A 19,496-nucleotide genomic window follows, 5' to 3' on the forward strand; every position below is an offset into this window, starting at 1 on the left:
TCTTTCACCACACGGAACTGCACGCCCCCCCATGTTGCACATCCGCCATGCTGATGACCGACCAGGCGTACGAACTCACGTCCGACACCCGGCCGCGCAGCAGTTGTACCTCCAGCCGCAGCGCATCGTTGGCCTTCGCCGCGGTGCAGTTGTCGGCTAGATGCGCGTGCTGTTGCTGCTATTCGATCAGGTGCACTGCGAGGCGGCGCTCCTGCGGCACGTACATGCAGGACAGCACGACCACGCAGGTGTCGAGCAGCAGCGGCTGCACCTGCTGCCGGTTCATCTCCTGGCGCATCAGATCGCGCTCCGACTCCGAGCGGTTGGCGTAGGCGCGCACACGTGCGCCTCGAACGCGTCGTCGAGTTCGTCGTCGATAGTGATGGTGAAGCGGCGCATGGTGCGCTTCAGTGTAGCGCCGCTACCCGTTCCCCCGTCATAGGGCGACAGGCCTAGGCGTATGCGGCGGCCATGGTGTCCAGCGGCACGGGCTTTATCTTCCCAGCCTGGCCCGCGCTGCCGAAGGCTTCGAAGCGCTCGCGGCACACGCCGCGCGCCGCCTTCTTGGCCGCCAGCAGCGCCTTGCGCGGGTCGAACTCGCTGCGCTCTTTCGCGAAGGTCTGGCGCATGGCGCCGGTCATGGCCAAGCGGATGTCGGTGTCGATGTTGACCTTGCGCACGCCGTTCTGGATGCCGCGCCGGATCTCTTCCACCGGCACGCCGTAGGTTTCCTTGATGTCGCCGCCGTGCTCGCGGATGATGGCCAGCCACTCCTGCGGCACGCTGGAGCTGCCGTGCATCACCAGGTGGGTGTTGGGCACACGGGCGTGGATGGCGGCGATGCGGTCGATGGCCAGGATGTCGCCGGTGGGCTGGCGCGTGAACTTGTAGGCGCCGTGGCTGGTGCCGATGGCGATGGCCAAGGCGTCCACGCCGGTTCGGCGCACGAAGTCCTCGGCCTGCCCGGGGTCGGTGAGCATCATGTCGTGCGTGAGCTTGCCGGCCGCGCCCACGCCGTCTTCTTCGCCGGCCTCGCCGGTCTCCAGCGAACCGAGGCAGCCGAGTTCACCTTCCACCGACACACCGACGGCGTGCGCGAGCTCGCAGACGCGGCGCGTCACCGCGAGGTTGTAGTCGTAGGTGGCGGGCGTCTTGCCGTCTTCGCGCAGCGAGCCGTCCATCATCACGCTGGTGAAGCCCGAGCGGATGGACTGCATGCACACGGCCGGCGTGGCGCCGTGGTCCTGGTGCAGCACCACGGGCAGGTCCGGGTGGGCTTCCACCGCCGCCAGCACCATGTGGCGCAGGTAGGCCTCACCCGCGTACTTGCGCGCGCCGGCCGAGGCCTGCAGGATCACCGGGCTGTCGGTCTCCTGCGCGGCCTCCATGATGGCCAGGATCTGTTCGAGGTTGTTGACGTTGAAGGCGGGCACGCCGTAGCCGTGTTCGGCCGCGTGGTCCAGCACCTGGCGAAGGGAAACGAGCGCCATGAAAAACTCCTGGTTGAAATGAAAATGGAATCAGCGAGCCGGCCGCCGGGCCGCCCCAAGGCCGGCTCAGCCCCCTCGGGAGGCAGCGACCCGCGCAGCGGCGGAGCGTGGAGGTTCATGTTGTGCGGCGTTCGAGGATCTCGAAGGCTGGCAGGGTCTTGCCCTCGAGCACCTCGAGGAAGGCGCCACCGCCGGTGGAGATGTAGCCCACGTCCTTCTCGATGCCGTACTTGGCGATGGCCGCCAGCGTGTCTCCACCACCGGCGATGCTGAACGCGCTGCTCTTCGCAATCGCGTCCGCAATCGTCTTGGTGCCGCCCTCGAAGGCCGCGAACTCGAACACGCCCACCGGGCCGTTCCACACGATGGTGCCGGCCTGCATCAGCTGCGCCGCCAGCTTCGCCGCCGTCTGCGGCCCGATGTCCAGGATCAGGTCGTCGTCTGCCACCTCCGTGGCCTGCTTCACCGTGGCCGGAGCGTCCGCCGCGAAGGCCTTGGCCGTGACCACGTCGGTGGGGATCGGCACCTCGGCGCCGCGCGCCTTCATGGCCTCGATCACCGCCTTGGCCTCGTTCACCAGGTCGGCCTCGGCCAGGCTCTTGCCGATCTTCAGGCCCGCGGCCAGCATGAAGGTGTTGGCGATGCCACCACCCACGATCAGGTTGTCCACGTTGTTCGCCAGGCTCTTGAGGATGGTCAGCTTGGTGCTGACCTTGCTGCCGGCCACGATGGCCACCAGGGGCCGCTTGGGCGCGGCCAGGGCCTTGGCAATCGCATCCATCTCGGCGGCCAGCAGCGGGCCAGCCGAGGCGATGGGCGCGGTCTCGGCGATGCCGTAGGTCGTGCCTTCGGCGCGGTGGGCGGTGCCGAAGGCGTCGTGCACGAAGATGTCGCACAGGGCGCCCAGCTTCTTCGCCAGTTCCGGGCTGTTCTTCTTCTCGCCCACATTGAGGCGGCAGTTCTCCAGCAGCACGACTTCGCCGGGGGCGACGGAGAAGTCGCCGTCGATCCAGTTGGCCACCAGACGCACCGGGCGGTCCAGCAGCTCGCCCAGGCGGGCGGCCACGGGGGCCAGCGAGTCCTCGGGCTTGAAGGCGCCTTCGGTGGGGCGGCCCAGGTGGCTGGTGACCATCACCGCCGCGCCCGCGTCCAGCGCCATCTGGATGGCCGGCAAGCTCGCGCGGATGCGCGTGTCTTCGGTGATGCGGCCCGCGTCGTCCCGCGGCACGTTGAGGTCGGCGCGGATGAAGACGCGCTTGCCGCGCGCGAAACCGCTCGCGCACACGTCGCTGAAGCGCAGCGCGCTCATCGCGCCGCCCCGACCACGCGTGCCATTTCGAGGCACTTGTTGGAGTAGCCCCATTCGTTGTCGTACCAGCTCACGACCTTGATGAAGGTCTTGTCCAGCGCGATGCCGGCGTCCGCGTCGAAGATCGAGGTGCGCGTGTCGCCCCGGAAATCGGTCGCCACCACCTTGTCCGTCGTGTAGCCCAGCACGCCCTTCAAGGCGCCTTCGCTCTGCGCTTTCATCTCCGCGCAGATATCTTCGTACGTCGCGTCCTTGTTCAGCTCCACCGTCAGGTCCACCACCGACACATCGGAGTTTGGCACCCGGAAGCTCATGCCCGTGAGCTTCTTGTTGAGCTCGGGGATCACCACGCCCACGGCCTTGGCCGCGCCCGTGCTGCTGGGGATGATGTTCTCCAGAATGCCCCGGCCACCGCGCCAGTCCTTGTTGCTCGGGCCGTCCACCGTCTTCTGCGTGGCCGTGGCCGCGTGCACCGTGGTCATCAGACCGCGCTTGATGCCCCACTTGTCGTTGAGCACCTTGGCGATCGGCGCCAGGCAGTTGGTGGTGCACGAGGCGTTGGAGATGATGGCCTCGCCCTTGTACGTCTTGTCGTTCACGCCGAAGACGAACATCGGGGTGTCGTCCTTGGAGGGGGCTGAGAGGATGACTTTCTTCGCGCCCGCATCCAGGTGCTTCTGCGCCGTGGCCTTGTCCAGGAACAGGCCGGTGGATTCGATCACCACCTCGGCGCCGACGTCGTTCCACTTGAGGTTGGCGGGGCCGCGCTCTTGCGTGAGGCGGATCTTCTTGCCGTTGACGATCAGGGTGTTGCCCTCGACCTTGACGTCGCCCTTGAAGCGGCCGTGCACGCTGTCGTACTGCAGCATGTAGGCCAGGTACTCGGGCTCGAGCAGGTCGTTGATCGCCACCACTTCGATGTCCTGGAAGTTCTGGATGGCGCTGCGCAGCACGTTGCGGCCGATGCGGCCGAAGCCGTTGATGCCGAGGCGGAGAGGAGTCTTCTGGGTCATGGGTTGAGCAAAGAGGAGAGGTCGGAAATCACGCGATCGGGCGCGCAGGCGGTGATGGGCTCGCCCATGTTGTAGCCATAGGGCAAGGCCCAGACGCGCACGCCAGCGTTGCGCGCGGTGGCCACGTCGATGGACGAATCACCGACGAACAGCGCGCGCTCGGGCGCGACCTGGAACAGCGACAGGCAGCTCTGGATGCCTGCCGGATCGGGCTTCTTGGTGGATAAGGTGTCGCCATTGACGACGCGGTCGAAGAGGGGCGCGAGCTGGTGCGCATCAAGCACGGTGGCGGTGTAGCGGCTTTCCTTGTTGGTCACCACCGCGAGCTTCACGCCTTGCTCGCGCAGGGCCGTGAGGGTTTCGCGCACCTGTGGATACAGCTGGCTACTTGTGCCGCAGCGGCGCTGGTAGTGGCGATCGAACTCGGCGGCGATCAGCGGCAGGGCGCTGCTGGCGCGCACCACGTCCACGCCGGTCTTGCCAGCCGAGGCCAGGGCCTGGATCAGCAGCTCGCGCGTGCCGTGGCCAATCCACCGCTCCACCTGCACCTGCGACACGGCAGGCAATTCGAAGCGCACCAGCGTGTCGTTGACGGCGTCGCCGATCTCGCCGGCCGTGGCGACCAGCGTGCCGTCGAGGTCGAACATGGCGAGGTCGATGGCCCTCATGCGGTGGTCCCCTCTGTCATGCTGTAGGTTCGCCGCCGAGGCTGCAGCAGCGCGCGCACCTCGTCGGCCACGCGCGCGGCGGTGATACCGAAGTGCGCGTACAAGTCTTTCGCGGGGGCCGATTCGCCGAACGTGCTCATGCCGACCACGCGGCCGCTGCGGCCCACGTACTTGCGCCAGAAGTCGGGGTGCGCGGCTTCGACCGCCACGGCGGGCAGCTCCGGCGGTAGCACCGCGTCTTGCCAGGCGGCGTCCTGCCGGTCGAAGAGGTTGGTGCAGGGCATGGAGACGACGCGGGTGGCGATGCCTTCGGCCGCGAGCGCGGTCTGCGCCTGCAGGGCCAGCGAGGTTTCGGAACCGGTGGCGACGATCACGGCCTGCGCGCCGTCCATGTCCGAGAGCACGTAGCCGCCACGCAGGATGGCCGGCGCGCGCGAGGCATCACCGAGCTGCGGCAGGTTCTGCCGGGAGAGCGCGAGCGCTGTGGGGCCATCTCGCCGCTGCAACGCGTGAGCCCAGGCCGCCGCGGTCTCCAGCGCGTCGGCGGGGCGCCACACGTCCAGTCCCGGGATGAGGCGCAGGCTGGGCACCTGCTCCACCGGCTGGTGCGTCGGGCCGTCCTCGCCCAGGCCGATGGAATCGTGTGTGAAGACATGCACCACCTGCAGCTTCATCAGCGCGGCCATGCGCACGGCGTTGCGGCTGTAGTCGCTGAACGCGAGGAAGGTGCCGCCGTAGGGAATGAAGCCGCCGTGCAGCGCCAGGCCGTTCATGATCGCGGCCATGCCGAACTCGCGCACGCCGTAGCTCAGGTGTTTGCCACCGCTGAAGCGCCCGGCTTTGTTCGGCCCGGCTGTGACGCAGCCCTTGAAGTTGGTGAGGTTGGAGCTGGTGAGGTCGGCGCTGCCACCGAAGATCTCGGGCAGTTGGGGTGCCATGGCGTCCAGCGCGAGCTGGCTGGCCTTGCGCGTGGCCACGGCGTCGGTGCGCCGGCCCAGGGCCGCGACTAGCGCGGGCAGGCCCTCGGCGAAACCCTTGGGCAGTGCGCCACGCATGCGGCGATCGTACTCGACGGCTTCGGTCGGAAAGGCCTCGCGGTAGGCCTCGAAGCGCGCCTGCCAGGCGGCCTCGAGCGCGTGGCCTCGTTCGGTGGCGTTCCAGGCTGCGGCGATGTCGGCCGGGATCTCGAACGGCGCGCTGGTCCAGCCGAGGGCCTCGCGCGTGGCCTGCACCTCGACCGCACCGAGCGCTGCGCCGTGCACGCCGGGGCTGCCCTGCTTGTTGGGTGCGCCCTTGCCGATCACGGTCTTGCAGCAGATCAGCGTGGGCTTGCCCTCGGCCTGCGCAGTGGCGCTGCACGCACGCCGCAGCGCCGCATCGATCGCGCCGGGGTCGTGGCCGTCGACGGTGACCACGTCCCAGCCGTAGGCGGCAAAGCGGCGCGGCGTGTCGTCGGTAAACCAACCCTGCACGTGGCCGTCGATGGAGATGCCGTTGTCGTCGTAGAGCGCGACCAATTTCGAGAGGCGCAGCGTACCGGCGAGCGAGCAGGCTTCGTGGCTGATGCCTTCCATCAGGCAGCCGTCGCCCAAGAAGACGTAGGTATGGTGGTCCACGATGTTGTGACCTGGCCGGTTGAACTCTATGGCGAGCAGTTTCTCGGCCAGGGCCATGCCCACAGCGTTGGCCAGGCCCTGGCCGAGCGGGCCGGTGGTGGTTTCCACGCCGGGCGTCACGCCCACCTCGGGGTGGCCGGCGGTCTTGCTGTGCAGGCGGCGGAACTGGCGCAGGTCGTCCATCGACAGTTCGTAGCCCGTGAGGTGCAGCAGCGCGTAGAGCAGCATGGAGCCGTGGCCGTTAGAGAGCACGAAGCGGTCGCGGTCAGCCCAGGCCGGGTTGGCGGGGTTGTGGCGCAGGTGGCGGTTCCACAGCACCTCGGCGATGTCGGCCATGCCCATGGGCGCGCCCGGGTGGCCGGACTGCGCGGCTTCCACCGCGTCCACCGCGAGCATGCGGATCGCATTCGCCATGCGGCGCGCGAGGTCGAGGTTCGGTTGCTGGCGCGTGCTCATGCCATCACCCTTTGTTTGCGCTCCATCATGCGCCAGATAAAGGGCGTGAAGATGAGTTGCATCGCGAGCTCCATCTTGCCGCCGGGCACGACGATGGTGTTGGCGCGCGACATGAAGGAGTCGTGGATCATGCTCAGCAGATACTGGAAGTCGATGCCCTTGGGCTTGGCGAAGCGGATCACGACGAAGCTCTCATCGGGCGCGGGGATCTCGCGCGCGATGAAGGGATTGGACGTGTCCACGCAGGGCACGCGCTGAAAGTTGACGTGCGTGTGCGTGAACTGCGGGCAGATGTAGTTCACGTAGTCGGGCATACGGCGCAGGATGGTATCGGTGACGGCCTCGGTAGAGTAGCCGCGCTTGGACTTGTCGCGCCAGAGCTTCTGGATCCATTCGAGGTTGATCACGGGCACCACACCGATCAGCAGGTCGGGGTGCTGGGCGATGTTCACGTCGGGCGTGACCACCGCACCGTGCAGGCCTTCGTAGAACAGCAGGTCGGTGTTGGCGGGCAGTTCTTCCCAGGGGGTGAAGGTGCCGGGCTCCTGCTGATAGGGCGCGGCTTCCTCGGCGTCGTGCAGGTACTTACGCGACAGGCCGGTACCGCTGCGGCCGTAGCTGGTGAACAGCGCCTCCAGCTCGGGGAACAAGTTGTTCTCGGGGCCGAAGTGACTAAAGTGGCGATTGCCCGCGCGCTCGGCCTCGGCCTGGCGCAGCTTCATTTCCTGACGGTCGTAGCGATGGTAGCTGTCGCCTTCGATGATGGCGGCGGTGATGCCTTCGCGGCGAAAGATGTTCTCGAAGGTTCGGGTGACCGAGGTGGTTCCCGCGCCCGACGAGCCGGTGATGGCGATGATAGGGTGGCGCTCAGACATGGTAATGTCCCGTGGAGTTGAAGAATCGGTGCGGGCGCGGCTGGCGCTCAGACGCGGAACAGGCTGCGCTCGTGGAACAGAGGGTTGTCCAGTTCCTTGCGCGCGGTGGGCTCGGCGTGGTAGCGCTCGATGCGCTCGACCTCGTTCTTCGAGCCGAACACTAGGCCGATGCGCTGGTGCAGGCCCTCGGGCTGCACGCCGAGGATGGGAACTCGCCCGGTGCTGGCGCGGCCGCCGGCCTGCTCCATGATGAAACCGATGGGGTTGGCCTCATACAGCAGGCGCAGGCGGCCGGGCTTGGCCGGGTCCTTGCTGTCGCGGGGGTAGAGGAAGACCCCGCCGCGCATGAGGATGCGGTGCGCCTCGGCCACCATGCTGGCGATCCAGCGCATGTTGAAGTCCTTGGTGCGCGGGCCGGTCTTGCCGGCCAAGCATTCGTCCACGTAGCGCTTCACCGGCGCTTCCCAGAAGCGGCTGTTGGAGGCGTTGATGGCGAACTCCTGCGTGTCGGCCGGCACGGTGAGCTCGGCGTGGGTGAGCATGAACTCGCCGAGGTTCGGGTCCAGCGTGAAGCCGGCCACGCCGTTGCCCACGGTCAGCACCAGCATGGTGGTGGGGCCGTAGAGCGCGTAACCCGCCGCCACCTGCTGCGTGCCGGCTTGCAGGAAGTCGGCTTCGGTGACTTCGCGCCCTTCGGCTTCGGGCGCGCGCAGCACCGAGAAGATGCTGCCCACGGACACGTTGACATCGATGTTGCTGGAGCCGTCGAGCGGGTCGAACACCAGCAGGTACTTGCCGCGCGCGTGCGGCGCGGGGATCTGGTACGGCGCTTCCATTTCCTCGGAGGCCATGCCAGCCAGGTGGCCGCCCCACTCGGTGATGCGCAGGAAGTAGTCGTTGCTCAGCACGTCGAGCTTCTTCTGCGTTTCGCCCTGCACGTTGACGGGCGCGCCACCGGCCTCGGCCGCGTGGTTGCCGAGCACGTCGCCCAACGCACCGAAGGCCACGGCGCGCGCGATGGCCTTGCAGGCCATGGCCACGTCGAGGATGAGGGCGTTGAAGTCGCCGCTGGCTTCGGGGAAACGGCGGCGTTCTTCGATCAGGTACTGGGTGAGGGTCTTGCGGCCGGTCAGTGGCATGGCGTGGTTCTCCGCGAAGCGTTGCTGGAATGGAAGTCCGGGGTGACGGCGGCGTGGCGCATTGCGCTCATGACGCCGTGGTAACCGCCCGATGCGTCGGCGGCGCCGAAGATGGCGCTGCCGGCCACGCAGATATCGGCACCGGCCTGGACGATCTCGCCGATGTTGTCCAGCTTCACGCCCCCGTCCACCTCCAGCGAGATCGGTTGGCCGCCGGCTGCGGCGTGGGCCTCGATGCGGCGGCGCGCCTCGCGCAGCTTGTGCAGGGTGTGGGGAATGAAGGCCTGGCCGCCAAAGCCGGGGTTCACGCTCATGAGCAGCACCAGGTCGAGCTTGTCCATCACGTGCTCCATCCAGGCGAGCGGCGAGGCGGGGTTGAGCGCGATGCCGGCCTTGCAGCCGTGCGCGCGGATCAGCTGCAGCGTGCGGTCCACGTGACGCGAGGCCTCGGGATGGAAGGTGATGCAGTTGGCGCCGGCCTTGGCGAACAGGGGCACCAGCGCGTCCACCGGCTCCACCATGAGGTGCACGTCGATGGGGATCTGCACGTGCGGGCGGAGGGCCTCGCAGACCTGCGGGCCGATGGTGAGGTTGGGCACGTAGTGGTTGTCCATCACGTCGACGTGCACGGAATCGGCGCCCGCCGCCTCGATGGCGCGCACCTCTTCCCCCAGGCGCGCGAAATCCGCCGAGAGGATGGAGGGCGCCAGGCGCACGGTGGGCGAAGGGGTGAACTTGGGCGAGCGGGACATGGTGAGGCGACTCTGTGAGGAGTGAAAAATGAGAACGTTCAATCGGACTCGAACAGCGTGGTACCGGCGTGCCAGCGCCGCAGCGCCTCCACCGTAACCCAGCGCTGCTCCATGGCGGCCACGCCGCAGGGCAGCAGCTGGTCCACGTCGCCCAGGTGCGGCAGCACGAGCAAGGCGTCGTCGAAGCGGTGGTCGGCCGTGTGCACGGTGGGCGTGACCACGGTCTGCAGCCCGGCGGCGGTGGCGGCGCGCAGGCCGTTGGCAGAGTCCTCGAAGGCCAGGCAGGCGCTGGCCGGCAGCCCCAGCGTGGTCAGCACTTGCTGGTACACCAGCGGGTCGGGCTTCTTGCGCGGCGCGGTGGACGCGTCGCCGATGGCGGCGAAGTGGCGTTTCCAGTCGGGCCCCAGCGTGGTGCGCAGCAGGGCCTCGATGTTGGCCGGCGTGGTGGTGGTGGCGATCGCGAGGCGCAGGCCGCTGGCCTGCGCCTCGCGTAGAAGGCGCAGCACGCCCGGGCGCAGCGCGAGCTGGCCGCCGCTCACACGGCTTTCATAGATGCGCGTCTTGATGGCGTGCACCTGCTCGATGGCGGCCTGCGCCGCCTTGCCACCAGCCACGTCAGGCTCGACCATGCGCCAGTAGTGGGCGATGCGCTCCTTGCCGCCCGAGACCTGCAGGAGGCGGATATAGATGGCGTCGTCCCAGTGCCAGCCCAGGCGTACTTCGGCGAAGGCGTCATTGAAGGCGGCGCGATGCGCGGCCTCGGTGTCGGCCAGCGTGCCGTCCACGTCGAAGATGAGGGCTTCAAGCATGCGCGGCCCCTTCCGCGTCGCTGAACAGACGGCTGGCCAAGATATCGGGCGCCTGCAGCGTGGTGAGTTCTTCGGCCGTGAGCTCGCGCTGCGGCTGCGCGAACAGGCGGCTGGCCTGGCGCAGTCGCGCGCGGTCCAGCGCGTTGCGCACGCTGCGCGCATTCGCGAAGTGCGGCTGTTGCAGGCGCAGGCCGAGGTAACGCTCGAAGGCCTCGTCTGCCTCGGGGCTGAAGCGGTAGTTCTGCTCGGCCAGCATCTGCCGCGAGATCTGCATCAGCTCGTCGACCGAGTAGTCCGAGAATTCCAGGTGGTGGGCGATGCGCGAGCGCATGCCGGGGTTGGACTGGAAGAAGGTGTTCATGCGGTCGGCGTAGCCCGCGAGGATCACCACCAGGTCGTCGCGGTGATTCTCCATCACCTGCAGCAGGATCTCGATCGCTTCCTGGCCGTAGTCGCGCTCGTTCTCGGGCCGGTAGAGGTAGTAGGCCTCGTCGATGAACAGCACGCCGCCCATGGCCCGCTTGAGCACCTCGCGCGTCTTGGGCGCGGTGTGGCCGATGTACTGGCCCACGAGGTCGTCGCGCGTGACGGCCACCAGGTGGCCCTTGCGCACATAGCCCAGGCGGTGAAGGATCTGCGCCATGCGCAGCGCCACCGTGGTCTTGCCGGTGCCAGGGTTGCCCGAGAAACACATGTGCAGACTGGGCGGCTGCGAAGGCAGTCCCAGCCCGGTGCGCAGCCTGTCGATGACCAGCAGCGCGGCGATGTCGCGCACGCGCGCCTTGATGGGGGCCAGACCCACGAGCTCGTCGTCCAGCTCCTGCAGCACGGCCTCGACCTGCGTGTCGGCCAGCACCGCACCGACGGAGCGCGGCAGGGCGGGCGGTGCGGCCACCAGCGTCGCCGCCGTGGTCACGGCGGCATCGGCGGACGGCGGCGGCGTGCTACCGGGAATGAGGTACGACATGGCGGCGTGCTCCCTGGTGCTCACGCGGCCGTGTCGCGGTAGCGCTCGCCCTCGGGACGGTCGGCGCCGTAGCCGCGCGTGGTGTAGCGCAGGCTGCGGCCGTTGACCTCCTGGCGCTCCAGCATGAAGCCGGGCTCGTGGGCCGGGCGGTTGACGATGAAGCTCATGGCGATGGTCTCTACATTGCGCGTCGAGTCGAAGGCCATCATGCGGATGTAGTGGCGCGGAAAAGCCTTGCGGCAGGCCTGCAACTCCTGCAGCACGCCGGCCGCGTCGTGCAGGTCGAACATCGGGTTGCCGTACATCGACCAGTAGGTGTTGCGCGGGTGCGGGTCGTCGGTGTACTCCACGCTCCAGGCGTAGCCTTTGCGCAGGCCGTACTCGATCTGCGCGGTGATCTCCTGGTCCGTCAGGTCGGGCAGGAAGCTGAACTGGCCTTGCGTGATGCGGCCGGTGGGGTTGGTCATCATGGTGTGCGGTCCTCGAAGTGAATGGGTTCAGGCCATGGCCGGCGTCGCGACGTAGTCGCTGGAATCGGTGCTCTGGTAGTTGAAGCTGATCTCGCCCCAGGTATCGAGCGCGGCCTTGAGCGGGCTGCAGTGCTGCGCGGCCTGCTTGAGGATGGAAGGGCCCTCCTGCAGCAGGTCGTGCCCTTCATTGCGCGCCTTCACCATGGCTTCCAGCGCCACGCGGTTGGCCACCGCGCCGGCCTGGATGCCCATGGGGTGGCCGATGGTGCCGCCGCCGAACTGCAGCACCACGTCGTCGCCGAAGAGCTCGATAAGCTGGTGCATCTGACCGGCGTGGATGCCGCCCGAGGCCACAGGCATGACCTTCTTGAGGTCGGCCCAGTCCTGGTCGAAGTACAGGCCGCGCGGCAGATCGGTCTTGGTATAGCTGTCGCGGCAGACGTTGTAGTAACCTTGCACGGTGAGCGGGTCGCCTTCGAGCTTGCCGACGGCGGTGCCGGTGTGCAGGTGGTCGCAGCCCGCCAGGCGCAGCCACTTGGCGATCACCCGGAAGCTCACGCCGTGGTTCTTCTGCCGCGTGTAGGTACCGTGGCCCGCGCGGTGCATGTGCATGATCATGTCGTTCTTGCGGCACCAGTTCGCCATGCTCTGGATGGCCGTGTAGCCGATCACCAAGTCCACCATCACGATCACCGAACCCAGCTCCTTGGCAAACTCGGCGCGCTCGTACATGTCTTCCATGGTTGCGGCAGTCACGTTCAGGTAGCTGCCCTTGACCTCTCCGGTCTCGGCGCTGGCCTTGTTGACCGCGTCCATCACAAACAGGAAGCGATCGCGCCAGTGCATAAAGGGTTGCGAGTTGATGTTCTCGTCGTCCTTCATGAAGTCCAACCCGCCCTTGAGGCCTTCGTACACCACGCGGCCGTAGTTGCGGCCCGACAGGCCCAGCTTGGGCTTGGTGGTGGCGCCCAGCAGCGGGCGGCCGAACTTGTCCAGGCGCTCGCGCTCGACCACTAGGCCAGTGGGCGGGCCCTTGAAGGTCTTCACGTAGGCCACGGGGATGCGGAGGTCTTCCAGCCTCGCGGCCTTCAGCGGCTTGAAGCTGAACACGTTGCCGATCAGGCTCGCCGTCATGTTGGCGATGGAGCCTTCCTCGAACAGGATCAGGTCGTACGCTACCCAGGCAAAGTACTCGCCTGCCCGGTTGGGGACGGGCTCGACCTTGTAGGCCTTGGCGCGGTAGCTGTCGCAGGCGGTCAGGCGGTCGGTCCACACCACCGTCCAGGTGGCGGTGCTCGATTCACCGGCCACGGCGGCGGCGGCCTCCTCAGGGTCCACGCCATCCTGCGGCGTGATGCGGAACAGGCACAGCGTGTCCGTGTCCTTGGGCACGTAGTCGGGCATCCAGTAGCCCATCTGCCGGTACTTGAGCACGCCAGCGCTGTAGCGTTTTTTGGCGTCGGTGATTTGTGTCGAATCAGAGGGGGCGTCGCTCATCGTGGGGCTCCAGAAAGCAGTGAACTAGGGGTGGAGATGACTTTATATTTCCGTATAAATAAAGTAAATTCACGATTTCTTTAAAATAAATTAAAGAATAACTTAATGAAAAACGCCACCTTCCGGCAACTGCGTGTCTTCAGCGAAGTGGCGCGCCACCTCAGCTTTGCGCGCGCGGCGCAAGTGCTGCACCTCACCCCGCCGGCGGTGACCATGCAGGTCAAAGAACTGGAAAGGCACGTGGGCATGCCGCTCTTCGAGCGCCACGGGCGCAAGGTGGCGCTGACTACCGTGGGCGAGTACATGCTGGTCTATGCGAGGAAGGTGTTGGCCACGCTGAAGGACGCGGAAGACGCGGCCGCGCGGCTGCAGAAGCTAGAGACCGGCACGCTGGTGATCGGCATGGTGAGCACGGCCAAGTACTTTTTGCCGCACCTGCTGGCCGAGTTCTGGCGCGAGCACGGCCACATCGACATACGCCTGACCGTGAGCAACCGCGAACAGCTGGTGAAGATGCTGCACGCCAATGAGGTGGACATCGCCATCATGGGCCGCGCGCCCAAGGAACTGGCCACGCGCGCCGAGCCCTTCGCGGCGCACCCGCACGTGTTCGTGGCGCCGGTGGACCACCCACTCGCGCACGCGGGGCACGTGCCCGCGGCGCTGCTGCGGGAATACGACTTCATCGTGCGCGAGCAGGGCTCGGGCACGCGCGCGGCGCTGGAGAAATTCCTGGCCGAGGAGCACGTGGAGCTGCGTGTGATCATGGAAATGGCCAGCAACGAAACCATCAAGCAAGCCGTGATGGCGGGTATGGGCCTGAGCTTCCTGTCGTTGCACACCATCGGCCTGGAGCTGAGCAACAAGCTGATGACCGTGCTGGACGTGGAGGGCGCGCCCGTGGTGCGCGCCTGGAACGTGGTGCACACACTGTCCAAACTGCTGTCACCGGTGGCGGAGGCGTTCCGCTACTTCGTGCTGGAGCGGGGGGAGGCGTATCTGGCGGCGAGTTTTCCTAGCCTCCAAGCTACCCAACTCACATCAGCACCCCTCATCGAGCGGGTTTACCGGTACCCTAAACCGTGAGGCGAGGCGGAATCTGCCTGCATCAAGGCGGAGAGGAAACAGGGATGGATGGGTACGATCAACACATGTGAGCGTCCGCCAAAGCGTCCTAATGTCAGACAAGCCATTCGTTCGTCTCGGAATGGTCCGCGCATTTGGCCCGTCGTCGAGCCGCCAAGCGTTCCGTCAAGCTGTTCGGTGCCACCCCATGGTGCTGAAGAATGGCTTGAGCCGGATGCGAGTGACCCGCGCGTCCGGTTCTTAGGCGGCGGCGCAGCAATACGCCCCTGCTACCCGACGCGTGGCACCCCGGACGGAAAAGCAGACCGGCCCACATCGTGGGGCTTTGTCAAGGTGGTGTTCGAACACTGGCGCTTGCCCTGTAGCACCACGTAGCAGGGCGCATCTGTTGCAGGCCGACGCCGACTATCTGGCCGGGCCCGAGCAATACTGCTGGTGGCTCAAAGGTAGGCCGTGCACTTTCAGGAGTAACAACCAGGTCGCCTGAGCCCCATCTTGAGGCGGGCTTACCTGTAGAATCGAGTTTAATTTCATTTTGGTGACTCGATGAACACATCCGTTGATTCGTCCTCCGAAAAGCCAGGCATTCGCGAAGTGCGGGTGCTGTCGCGCGGGCTGACCATTCTCTCGGCGTTCGAGCCGAACAACGACTGGTTGAGCAACTCCGAGATCGCGGCGCTTACCGGTCTGCCAAAGCCAACCGTATCGCGTCTTACCGCCAATCTGCTGGAGGCGGAGTACCTGCAATACTCGGCCCAACGGGCCGCCTATCGCCTGGGCACGGCCGTGCTCGCCCTCGGGTTCATCGCGGCATCGCACCGCGACTTTGTCGTGCTCGCGCGGCCCCTGATGCAGCAATTCGCCGACCAGCACCAAGTCTCCGTCGTGCTCGCCTCTCCGGACGCAAGCTGCATGGTGTGCAACGAGGTCACGCATAGCCGGGACATGATCTTCACTTTGCGGGTGCGTCCCGGTTCGCGTCTGCGCATCGACCGCTCGGCCCTGGGCCGGGCCTTGGTCGGGGCGATGGGCGATGCGGAACGCACGGCGTTCCTGGAGAAACTTCGTGCGACTGACCCGCAAGCCTGGGAGCTCCTGAGCCGCGAAGTGCCGGCGGCGGTCTCGCAAATGGCGAGCGAAGGCTATTGCATCGCGGCCGGCACCCTGGAGGCCGGCACCAATGGCGCCGCCTTGGTCGTGGACACCCCAGAAGGGCCGCACACCTATGCGCTAGGCTGCGCCGCGCCTTCGAACTCCCTGGAGTTGCCGCGGCTGAAGCAGGAGGTGATCCCGGATCTGCTCGCCCTCAAAGCCAGGCTCGAAGCCGAACTCGGCAACATGCAGGTGGAATAATTATGGTACGGACTCGCCAATTGACACCGGGCGCGCCACGCGACTTCGCGCAGGTCGATTCGCTGCGCCGGGGCTTGGAGGTGCTGCGCCTGTTCGATCTGCGCCACCGCAAACTCACAATGGCGGACATCGGCCGCAAGCTCGGTCTGTCCCGCCCGACCACCGAAAAGCTCATCCAGTCGCTGCAGTCCCAGCATTTTTTGCAGGCCACGGGCGACAGCTACGAACCTCATATCGCCTGTCTGGCGCTGGGCCGGGCCGCCAAGAAAGGCCTGGCGGCTGGCCAAGTCGCCAGGCCGCTCATGCGCGAGCTGTCTCAGCGCTTCGGTGTCCATGTCACGCTGAGCACGCGCGACCGGCTGCATATGCTGGTGGTCGAGCACTGCGTTCCTGCGGGCAGGGTGCAGCTGGGCCTGACCACGGGCGCCCGTTTCCCTATGGTGGTCTCGGCCTCCGGCCGCGCCTATCTTTGGGGACAGCCGCAGGAGCAGCGCGATGAATTGCTCCGCAAAATCGAGGCCGACGCGCCATCCGGCGCATCCCGCCAGCTCGACGACGTCTACGCCGCGTTCCAGGAACTGGGGAAAACGGGTTGGTGCTACGTGGCCGCGCCCGTAGCCACGCACACCGCCTCCATCGCCACCCCGCTAAAGGCGGGTTCGAAGTTCGCCCTGGCCGCCATGGCCGTCAGCGTCCAAGTCACGGAGGCCGTGCTGCGCGGCCAAGTCGCGCCGGCGCTGCTTGCCATAGCTGAGCGCATCGCGCTCGCCACCGACGACGAGGATTAACGAGACTGCCTCAGGGTGCCGACCACGTCGCGCACCGCCCGCAGGTGTTCGTCCGAGGCATGCGCGATCGCTTGAAACGCAGCCACCACGTCCAGATGGGTCGCCAGCGAGTGCTGTTCAGCGTCCCGCAGCAAGCGCTTGTGCATGCGCAGCGCCGCGACGGGATGCCGCGCAATGCGCCCCGCCAGATCGGCGGTGCGCTTGGCCAGCGCATCGTCCGGCGTCACCTCCGACACCAGGCCGATGCGCCACGCCTCCCGTGCATCGATGGGCTCGGCCGTGAACGCCAGCTCCATAGCCTTGGAGCGGCCGACGAGCCGAGGCATCATCCAGGCTCCGCCATCGCCGGCCACAATGCCCAGACGGGCGAAGCTCACCGAGAAGCACGCGCTCTGCGCGGCGATCCGGATATCGCAGAAGCACGCCAGATCGCAGCCCACCCCATAAGCTGGGCCGTTCACCGCGGCGATGGTCGGGATATCGGCCTCGGCCAGCGCCGCCGGCAATTGGTGCACGGTCTCGCGGTAACGCGCCTGCACCTCGGCAACATCCCCAGCCGAAAATCCTTTCCGTTCCGCCATCTGGCGCAGGTCTCCGCCCGCGCAGAAAGCCTTGCCCACTCCGGTGATGACCAGGACGCGGGCCGCCGGATCTGCGTTGGCCCGGCGCACATGGCTGGCCAGCTCCAGGAACTGCGAACCGTCAGAGAAGCGATTCAGCGTGCCGGGATGGCTGAGGGTGAGCGTGACGACGCCATCATCGTCGTCGCGCCGGACAAAAGCCGCAGCCATGGCTACGCCCCAATCCAGCGCGGCGCCCGCTTCTCGACAAAGGCCTGAGGCCCCTCAATCGCGTCGGCACTGGAGTAGACTCGCTCATGATATTGGCAGGCCGCCTCCAGGCCGCGCTCGCAGCCCAGGTCCATGGCTGCCCTGATGCTCTTCTTGGCGGCCCAGACAGTAAGCGGCGCGTTGTCGGCGATGGTACGCGCAATCGCCTGGGCGCGCTCGCGCACCGCGTCGGCTGTGGCCTCGACATAGTTCACGAAACCCAACTGATAAAAGCGCTCAATGGGGTGCATCTCGCCGGTGAGCATGAGCTCCATCATGAAGGGCTGCGGCAGCATCCACAACATGGGTACTCCCCAGGGCGATCCTCGTCCCACCTTCGCCTCGGAAATGCCGCCCAGGGTTCCCCGCAACCCGACGCGGATATCGCTGTTGGCAGCCAGCACCATGCCGCCGGCCGTGAAATGGCCTGTCATGGCGGCGATGATAGGTTTGGGAACCCGGCGCATGCGCTGGTGGAACGGATCCCGCAACATCTGCAGCATGTCCTTGCCGGATTCCGCGCGCACCTGCGCGGCCTCCTTCAGGTCCATGCCGGCTGAGAACACGCCGCAGTCGGCGGAAGTCAGAATCACCACGCGCACGGCTTCGTCGCGTTCGACCTCCTCCCATAGATCCAGCAGGCGCTCGCAGATAGCGATGGACAACGCGTTGCGTTGAGCGGGGCGGTCTATGCAGATCGTGGCGATGCCGTCTTGCACGGAGTACAGAATAGGAGCGTCGGTTTTATTCATGATGCAGGGCGGACTCACAAGTCAATGAAAATCAGGAAGTACATGCCGCACGCAGACGGCGCGCGGCCCGCAACTCATTCAGGCTTGATGCCTGCGGCCTGGGTCAGCTTGCCGTAGTGCGCGCTCTCCTCGGCGATGTATTTGCCGAAAGCCTTGGGTGCCATGGGCGGCAGCAGCTCATAGCCAGTGCCATCGATCAGCTTTCTGACCTCCGGTTGCTCGAGCGCGCCGGTAATTTCCCGGTTGAGCTTGTCGATGATCTCGGGCGGCGTTCCTTTGGGCGCGAACAAGCCGTTCCAGTTTCCGATCTCGAACCCCGGCAACACTTCCTTCATGGCGGGTACCCCAGGAAGCTTCTCCGACCGGGCCGGCGTGATAGCCAGCGGCTTGAGCTTGCCCGAGGTCATATAGGCCAGACCGGTGGAGAAATCGATGAACATCATTTGCGTCTGACCGCCCAGCAGCTCGGACACGGCTTGGCCATAGGCCTTGTAAGGGATCTCCGAGATATCGGTATGCGTCATCACGCGGAAGGTGCTCCCGGTGATGCGCGTGGTGCTGTTGGCATAGGGAAACGAGAGCTTCCCCGGGTTGGCCTTGGCGTAGTCAATGAGTTCAGCCACCGAGTTCACCGGCACGGAGGGGTTGACGACGAGCGCGTGCGGCACCCCGCCGACGATGGCGACCGGCGCAAAATCCTTCAGGCCATCATAGGAGACATTTTTGAAAAAGTATTTGTTCGCCACCTGGGTGGTGTTGGTACCGAACAGCAAGGTATAGCCGTCCGGCTGTGAGCGGGCCACATACTCGCTGCCGATCATACCGGTGGCGCCTGGACGATTCTGCACGATCAGCGGCTGCCCCAGTCGCTTGGACAGCGAGTCGGACAGCACACGGGCCACCGCGTCGGTGGGACTGCCCGCGGCAAACGGAACCACGACCGTAATAGGTTTCTCGGGAAAGGCGGAGGCAGGAGCTGCCACCGCGTCCTGGGCGCACACTGTTAACGCAAGCAACGCCGAAAGCAGGGAAAATTTCATTGATGTCTCCTTGAGTGAATCGGGGCCGTCTGCGCGTCCCTCGAGTAAAAATATCGTAAGATTCCGCACTATGGACGGGTCTTGACCATGCGCAGGGGGTTATAGGTAAGCACCACTTCCCCACGCTGGTTGATCACCTGATTGGAGGTTCGCACCAAGCCGCGTTGCGGCTTGCTGGTCGCCCGAGCTTCGATCACTTCGCACTCGACATGGATCGTGTCGCCCGCATTAGTGGGCCGGTGGACCTTGATATCCGCCTCCATAAACGCCATGCCGGTGCGCTGCATCGTGCTCTGCATCAGTAGCCCTTCGGCCATGCAGAAGACGAGCGAGCCGGGAGCCGGACGCGAACCGATGATGGATTGCGAGGCGACGTACTCGAGGTTGGTGAACATTTCCTCCACCATGCCCACCGTCCCGATGAAAAGAGTGATGTCCGTCTCGGTAATCGTCCGGCCCAAGGTACGAAAGCGGTAGCCGGGCTCCACGTCGTCCCAGTAAAAGCCTAGGCCCAGCACCTCCAGCCCGTTCTCGTCCATGTTGATCGATCTGCGCATACTGTCTTCTCCTGGTTGTCTGCTTATCT

Annotated in this window: 19 protein-coding genes; 3 read left to right on the top strand and 16 right to left on the bottom strand. The window is 66.2% G+C overall.

The genetic code is table 11. From position 1 onward, the window contains the following. Nucleotides 1-452 precede the first annotated feature (452 nt). The 12 genes from fba to AVE30378_RS21940 all read right to left on the bottom strand — a co-directional run bounded on the left by fba (nt 453) and on the right by AVE30378_RS21940 (nt 13,061). Complete coding sequence (fba, locus tag AVE30378_RS21885; protein WP_129243217.1) at nt 453-1,490, bottom strand: class II fructose-bisphosphate aldolase; 1,038 nt, start codon at nt 1,488-1,490, stop codon at nt 453-455. A gap of 115 nt (nt 1,491-1,605) precedes the next feature. Next, nucleotides 1,606-2,799: a phosphoglycerate kinase gene (locus AVE30378_RS21890; protein WP_129243219.1), complete on the bottom strand. Its 1,194-nt coding sequence runs from the start codon at nt 2,797-2,799 to the stop codon at nt 1,606-1,608. Then, nucleotides 2,796-3,812, bottom strand: a complete 1,017-nt coding sequence (gap, locus tag AVE30378_RS21895) for a type I glyceraldehyde-3-phosphate dehydrogenase (RefSeq protein WP_129243221.1) — start codon at nt 3,810-3,812, stop codon at nt 2,796-2,798. The genes AVE30378_RS21890 and gap overlap by 4 nt, the downstream gene beginning before the upstream one ends. After that, a complete protein-coding gene (locus AVE30378_RS21900) occupies nt 3,809-4,480 on the bottom strand; it encodes an HAD-IA family hydrolase (protein WP_129243222.1) in 672 nt (223 codons plus the stop codon). The genes gap and AVE30378_RS21900 overlap by 4 nt, the downstream gene beginning before the upstream one ends. After that, nucleotides 4,477-6,552 (bottom strand): transketolase, encoded by a 2,076-nt coding sequence (gene tkt / locus AVE30378_RS21905; RefSeq protein ID WP_129243224.1) that lies wholly within the window; start codon nt 6,550-6,552, stop codon nt 4,477-4,479. Before tkt ends, AVE30378_RS21900 begins: the two co-directional genes overlap by 4 nt. Next, nucleotides 6,549-7,427 (bottom strand): phosphoribulokinase, encoded by an 879-nt coding sequence (locus AVE30378_RS21910; protein ID WP_129243227.1) that lies wholly within the window; start codon nt 7,425-7,427, stop codon nt 6,549-6,551. The genes tkt and AVE30378_RS21910 overlap by 4 nt, the downstream gene beginning before the upstream one ends. Nucleotides 7,428-7,474: 47 nt before the next feature. After that, entirely contained in the window at nt 7,475-8,566 is a 1,092-nt protein-coding gene (locus AVE30378_RS21915) for a class 1 fructose-bisphosphatase (RefSeq protein ID WP_129243229.1), read from the bottom strand. Further along, nucleotides 8,557-9,318, bottom strand: a complete 762-nt coding sequence (rpe, locus tag AVE30378_RS21920; RefSeq protein ID WP_129243231.1) for a ribulose-phosphate 3-epimerase — start codon at nt 9,316-9,318, stop codon at nt 8,557-8,559. Before rpe ends, AVE30378_RS21915 begins: the two co-directional genes overlap by 10 nt. A gap of 38 nt (nt 9,319-9,356) precedes the next feature. Further along, nucleotides 9,357-10,127 (bottom strand): HAD-IA family hydrolase, encoded by a 771-nt coding sequence (locus AVE30378_RS21925; RefSeq protein ID WP_129243233.1) that lies wholly within the window; start codon nt 10,125-10,127, stop codon nt 9,357-9,359. Then, on the bottom strand, nt 10,120-11,094 hold the full coding sequence (cbbX, locus tag AVE30378_RS21930; protein WP_129243235.1) for a CbbX protein: 975 nt from the start codon (nt 11,092-11,094) through the stop codon (nt 10,120-10,122). Before cbbX ends, AVE30378_RS21925 begins: the two co-directional genes overlap by 8 nt. 20 nt (nt 11,095-11,114) lie before the next feature. Next, on the bottom strand, nt 11,115-11,564 hold the full coding sequence (locus AVE30378_RS21935; RefSeq protein WP_129243237.1) for a ribulose bisphosphate carboxylase small subunit: 450 nt from the start codon (nt 11,562-11,564) through the stop codon (nt 11,115-11,117). 27 nt (nt 11,565-11,591) lie between these two features. After that, the gene (locus tag AVE30378_RS21940; RefSeq protein WP_129243239.1) at nt 11,592-13,061 is read right to left on the bottom strand and encodes a form I ribulose bisphosphate carboxylase large subunit; all 1,470 of its coding nucleotides are present in this window, start codon (nt 13,059-13,061) and stop codon (nt 11,592-11,594) included. Nucleotides 13,062-13,166: 105 nt separating this feature from the next. Here AVE30378_RS21940 and AVE30378_RS21945 point away from each other — a divergent pair, with 105 nt between their 5' ends. The 3 genes from AVE30378_RS21945 to AVE30378_RS21955 all read left to right on the top strand — a co-directional run bounded on the left by AVE30378_RS21945 (nt 13,167) and on the right by AVE30378_RS21955 (nt 16,288). After that, entirely contained in the window at nt 13,167-14,147 is a 981-nt protein-coding gene (locus tag AVE30378_RS21945; RefSeq protein WP_129243241.1) for a LysR family transcriptional regulator, read from the top strand. A gap of 546 nt (nt 14,148-14,693) precedes the next feature. Further along, nucleotides 14,694-15,500, top strand: coding sequence for an IclR family transcriptional regulator (locus AVE30378_RS21950; protein WP_129243243.1), 807 nt, complete (start codon nt 14,694-14,696; stop codon nt 15,498-15,500). A gap of 2 nt (nt 15,501-15,502) precedes the next feature. Beyond that, a complete protein-coding gene (locus AVE30378_RS21955) occupies nt 15,503-16,288 on the top strand; it encodes an IclR family transcriptional regulator (RefSeq protein ID WP_129243244.1) in 786 nt (261 codons plus the stop codon). Here AVE30378_RS21955 and AVE30378_RS21960 read toward each other — a convergent pair. From AVE30378_RS21960 to AVE30378_RS21975, 4 genes are all read right to left on the bottom strand, one after another. Then, nucleotides 16,285-17,079, bottom strand: a complete 795-nt coding sequence (locus AVE30378_RS21960) for an enoyl-CoA hydratase-related protein (RefSeq protein WP_165360263.1) — start codon at nt 17,077-17,079, stop codon at nt 16,285-16,287. The two genes, AVE30378_RS21955 and AVE30378_RS21960, sit on opposite strands and share 4 nt — an antisense overlap. Nucleotides 17,080-17,081: 2 nt before the next feature. After that, on the bottom strand, nt 17,082-17,870 hold the full coding sequence (locus tag AVE30378_RS21965; RefSeq protein ID WP_129243248.1) for an enoyl-CoA hydratase/isomerase family protein: 789 nt from the start codon (nt 17,868-17,870) through the stop codon (nt 17,082-17,084). 74 nt (nt 17,871-17,944) lie between these two features. Next, entirely contained in the window at nt 17,945-18,910 is a 966-nt protein-coding gene (locus AVE30378_RS21970) for a Bug family tripartite tricarboxylate transporter substrate binding protein (RefSeq protein ID WP_129243250.1), read from the bottom strand. A 68-nt stretch (nt 18,911-18,978) separates the two neighbouring features. Continuing rightward, complete coding sequence (locus AVE30378_RS21975; RefSeq protein ID WP_129243252.1) at nt 18,979-19,467, bottom strand: FAS1-like dehydratase domain-containing protein; 489 nt, start codon at nt 19,465-19,467, stop codon at nt 18,979-18,981. Between the last annotated feature and the right edge of the window lie 29 nt (nt 19,468-19,496).

Origin of the sequence: Achromobacter veterisilvae (genome assembly GCF_900496975.1) — a bacterium.
Taxonomy (GTDB): domain Bacteria; phylum Pseudomonadota; class Gammaproteobacteria; order Burkholderiales; family Burkholderiaceae_B; genus Achromobacter; species Achromobacter veterisilvae.

Coding starts and splice junctions, on each gene's coding strand:
- AVE30378_RS21900 (WP_129243222.1), bottom strand. CDS start 4,480: ATGAGGGCCATCGACCTCGCCATGTTCGACCTCGACGGCACGCTGGTC.
- AVE30378_RS21890 (WP_129243219.1), bottom strand. CDS start 2,799: ATGAGCGCGCTGCGCTTCAGCGACGTGTGCGCGAGCGGTTTCGCGCGC.
- AVE30378_RS21975 (WP_129243252.1), bottom strand. CDS start 19,467: ATGCGCAGATCGATCAACATGGACGAGAACGGGCTGGAGGTGCTGGGC.
- AVE30378_RS21960 (WP_165360263.1), bottom strand. CDS start 17,079: ATGGCTGCGGCTTTTGTCCGGCGCGACGACGATGATGGCGTCGTCACG.
- rpe (WP_129243231.1), bottom strand. CDS start 9,318: ATGTCCCGCTCGCCCAAGTTCACCCCTTCGCCCACCGTGCGCCTGGCG.
- tkt (WP_129243224.1), bottom strand. CDS start 6,552: ATGAGCACGCGCCAGCAACCGAACCTCGACCTCGCGCGCCGCATGGCG.
- AVE30378_RS21950 (WP_129243243.1), top strand. CDS start 14,694: ATGAACACATCCGTTGATTCGTCCTCCGAAAAGCCAGGCATTCGCGAA.
- AVE30378_RS21915 (WP_129243229.1), bottom strand. CDS start 8,566: ATGCCACTGACCGGCCGCAAGACCCTCACCCAGTACCTGATCGAAGAA.
- AVE30378_RS21940 (WP_129243239.1), bottom strand. CDS start 13,061: ATGAGCGACGCCCCCTCTGATTCGACACAAATCACCGACGCCAAAAAA.
- gap (WP_129243221.1), bottom strand. CDS start 3,812: ATGACCCAGAAGACTCCTCTCCGCCTCGGCATCAACGGCTTCGGCCGC.
- AVE30378_RS21910 (WP_129243227.1), bottom strand. CDS start 7,427: ATGTCTGAGCGCCACCCTATCATCGCCATCACCGGCTCGTCGGGCGCG.
- AVE30378_RS21925 (WP_129243233.1), bottom strand. CDS start 10,127: ATGCTTGAAGCCCTCATCTTCGACGTGGACGGCACGCTGGCCGACACC.
- AVE30378_RS21945 (WP_129243241.1), top strand. CDS start 13,167: ATGAAAAACGCCACCTTCCGGCAACTGCGTGTCTTCAGCGAAGTGGCG.
- AVE30378_RS21935 (WP_129243237.1), bottom strand. CDS start 11,564: ATGATGACCAACCCCACCGGCCGCATCACGCAAGGCCAGTTCAGCTTC.
- cbbX (WP_129243235.1), bottom strand. CDS start 11,094: ATGTCGTACCTCATTCCCGGTAGCACGCCGCCGCCGTCCGCCGATGCC.
- AVE30378_RS21965 (WP_129243248.1), bottom strand. CDS start 17,870: ATGAATAAAACCGACGCTCCTATTCTGTACTCCGTGCAAGACGGCATC.
- AVE30378_RS21970 (WP_129243250.1), bottom strand. CDS start 18,910: ATGAAATTTTCCCTGCTTTCGGCGTTGCTTGCGTTAACAGTGTGCGCC.
- AVE30378_RS21955 (WP_129243244.1), top strand. CDS start 15,503: ATGGTACGGACTCGCCAATTGACACCGGGCGCGCCACGCGACTTCGCG.
- fba (WP_129243217.1), bottom strand. CDS start 1,490: ATGGCGCTCGTTTCCCTTCGCCAGGTGCTGGACCACGCGGCCGAACAC.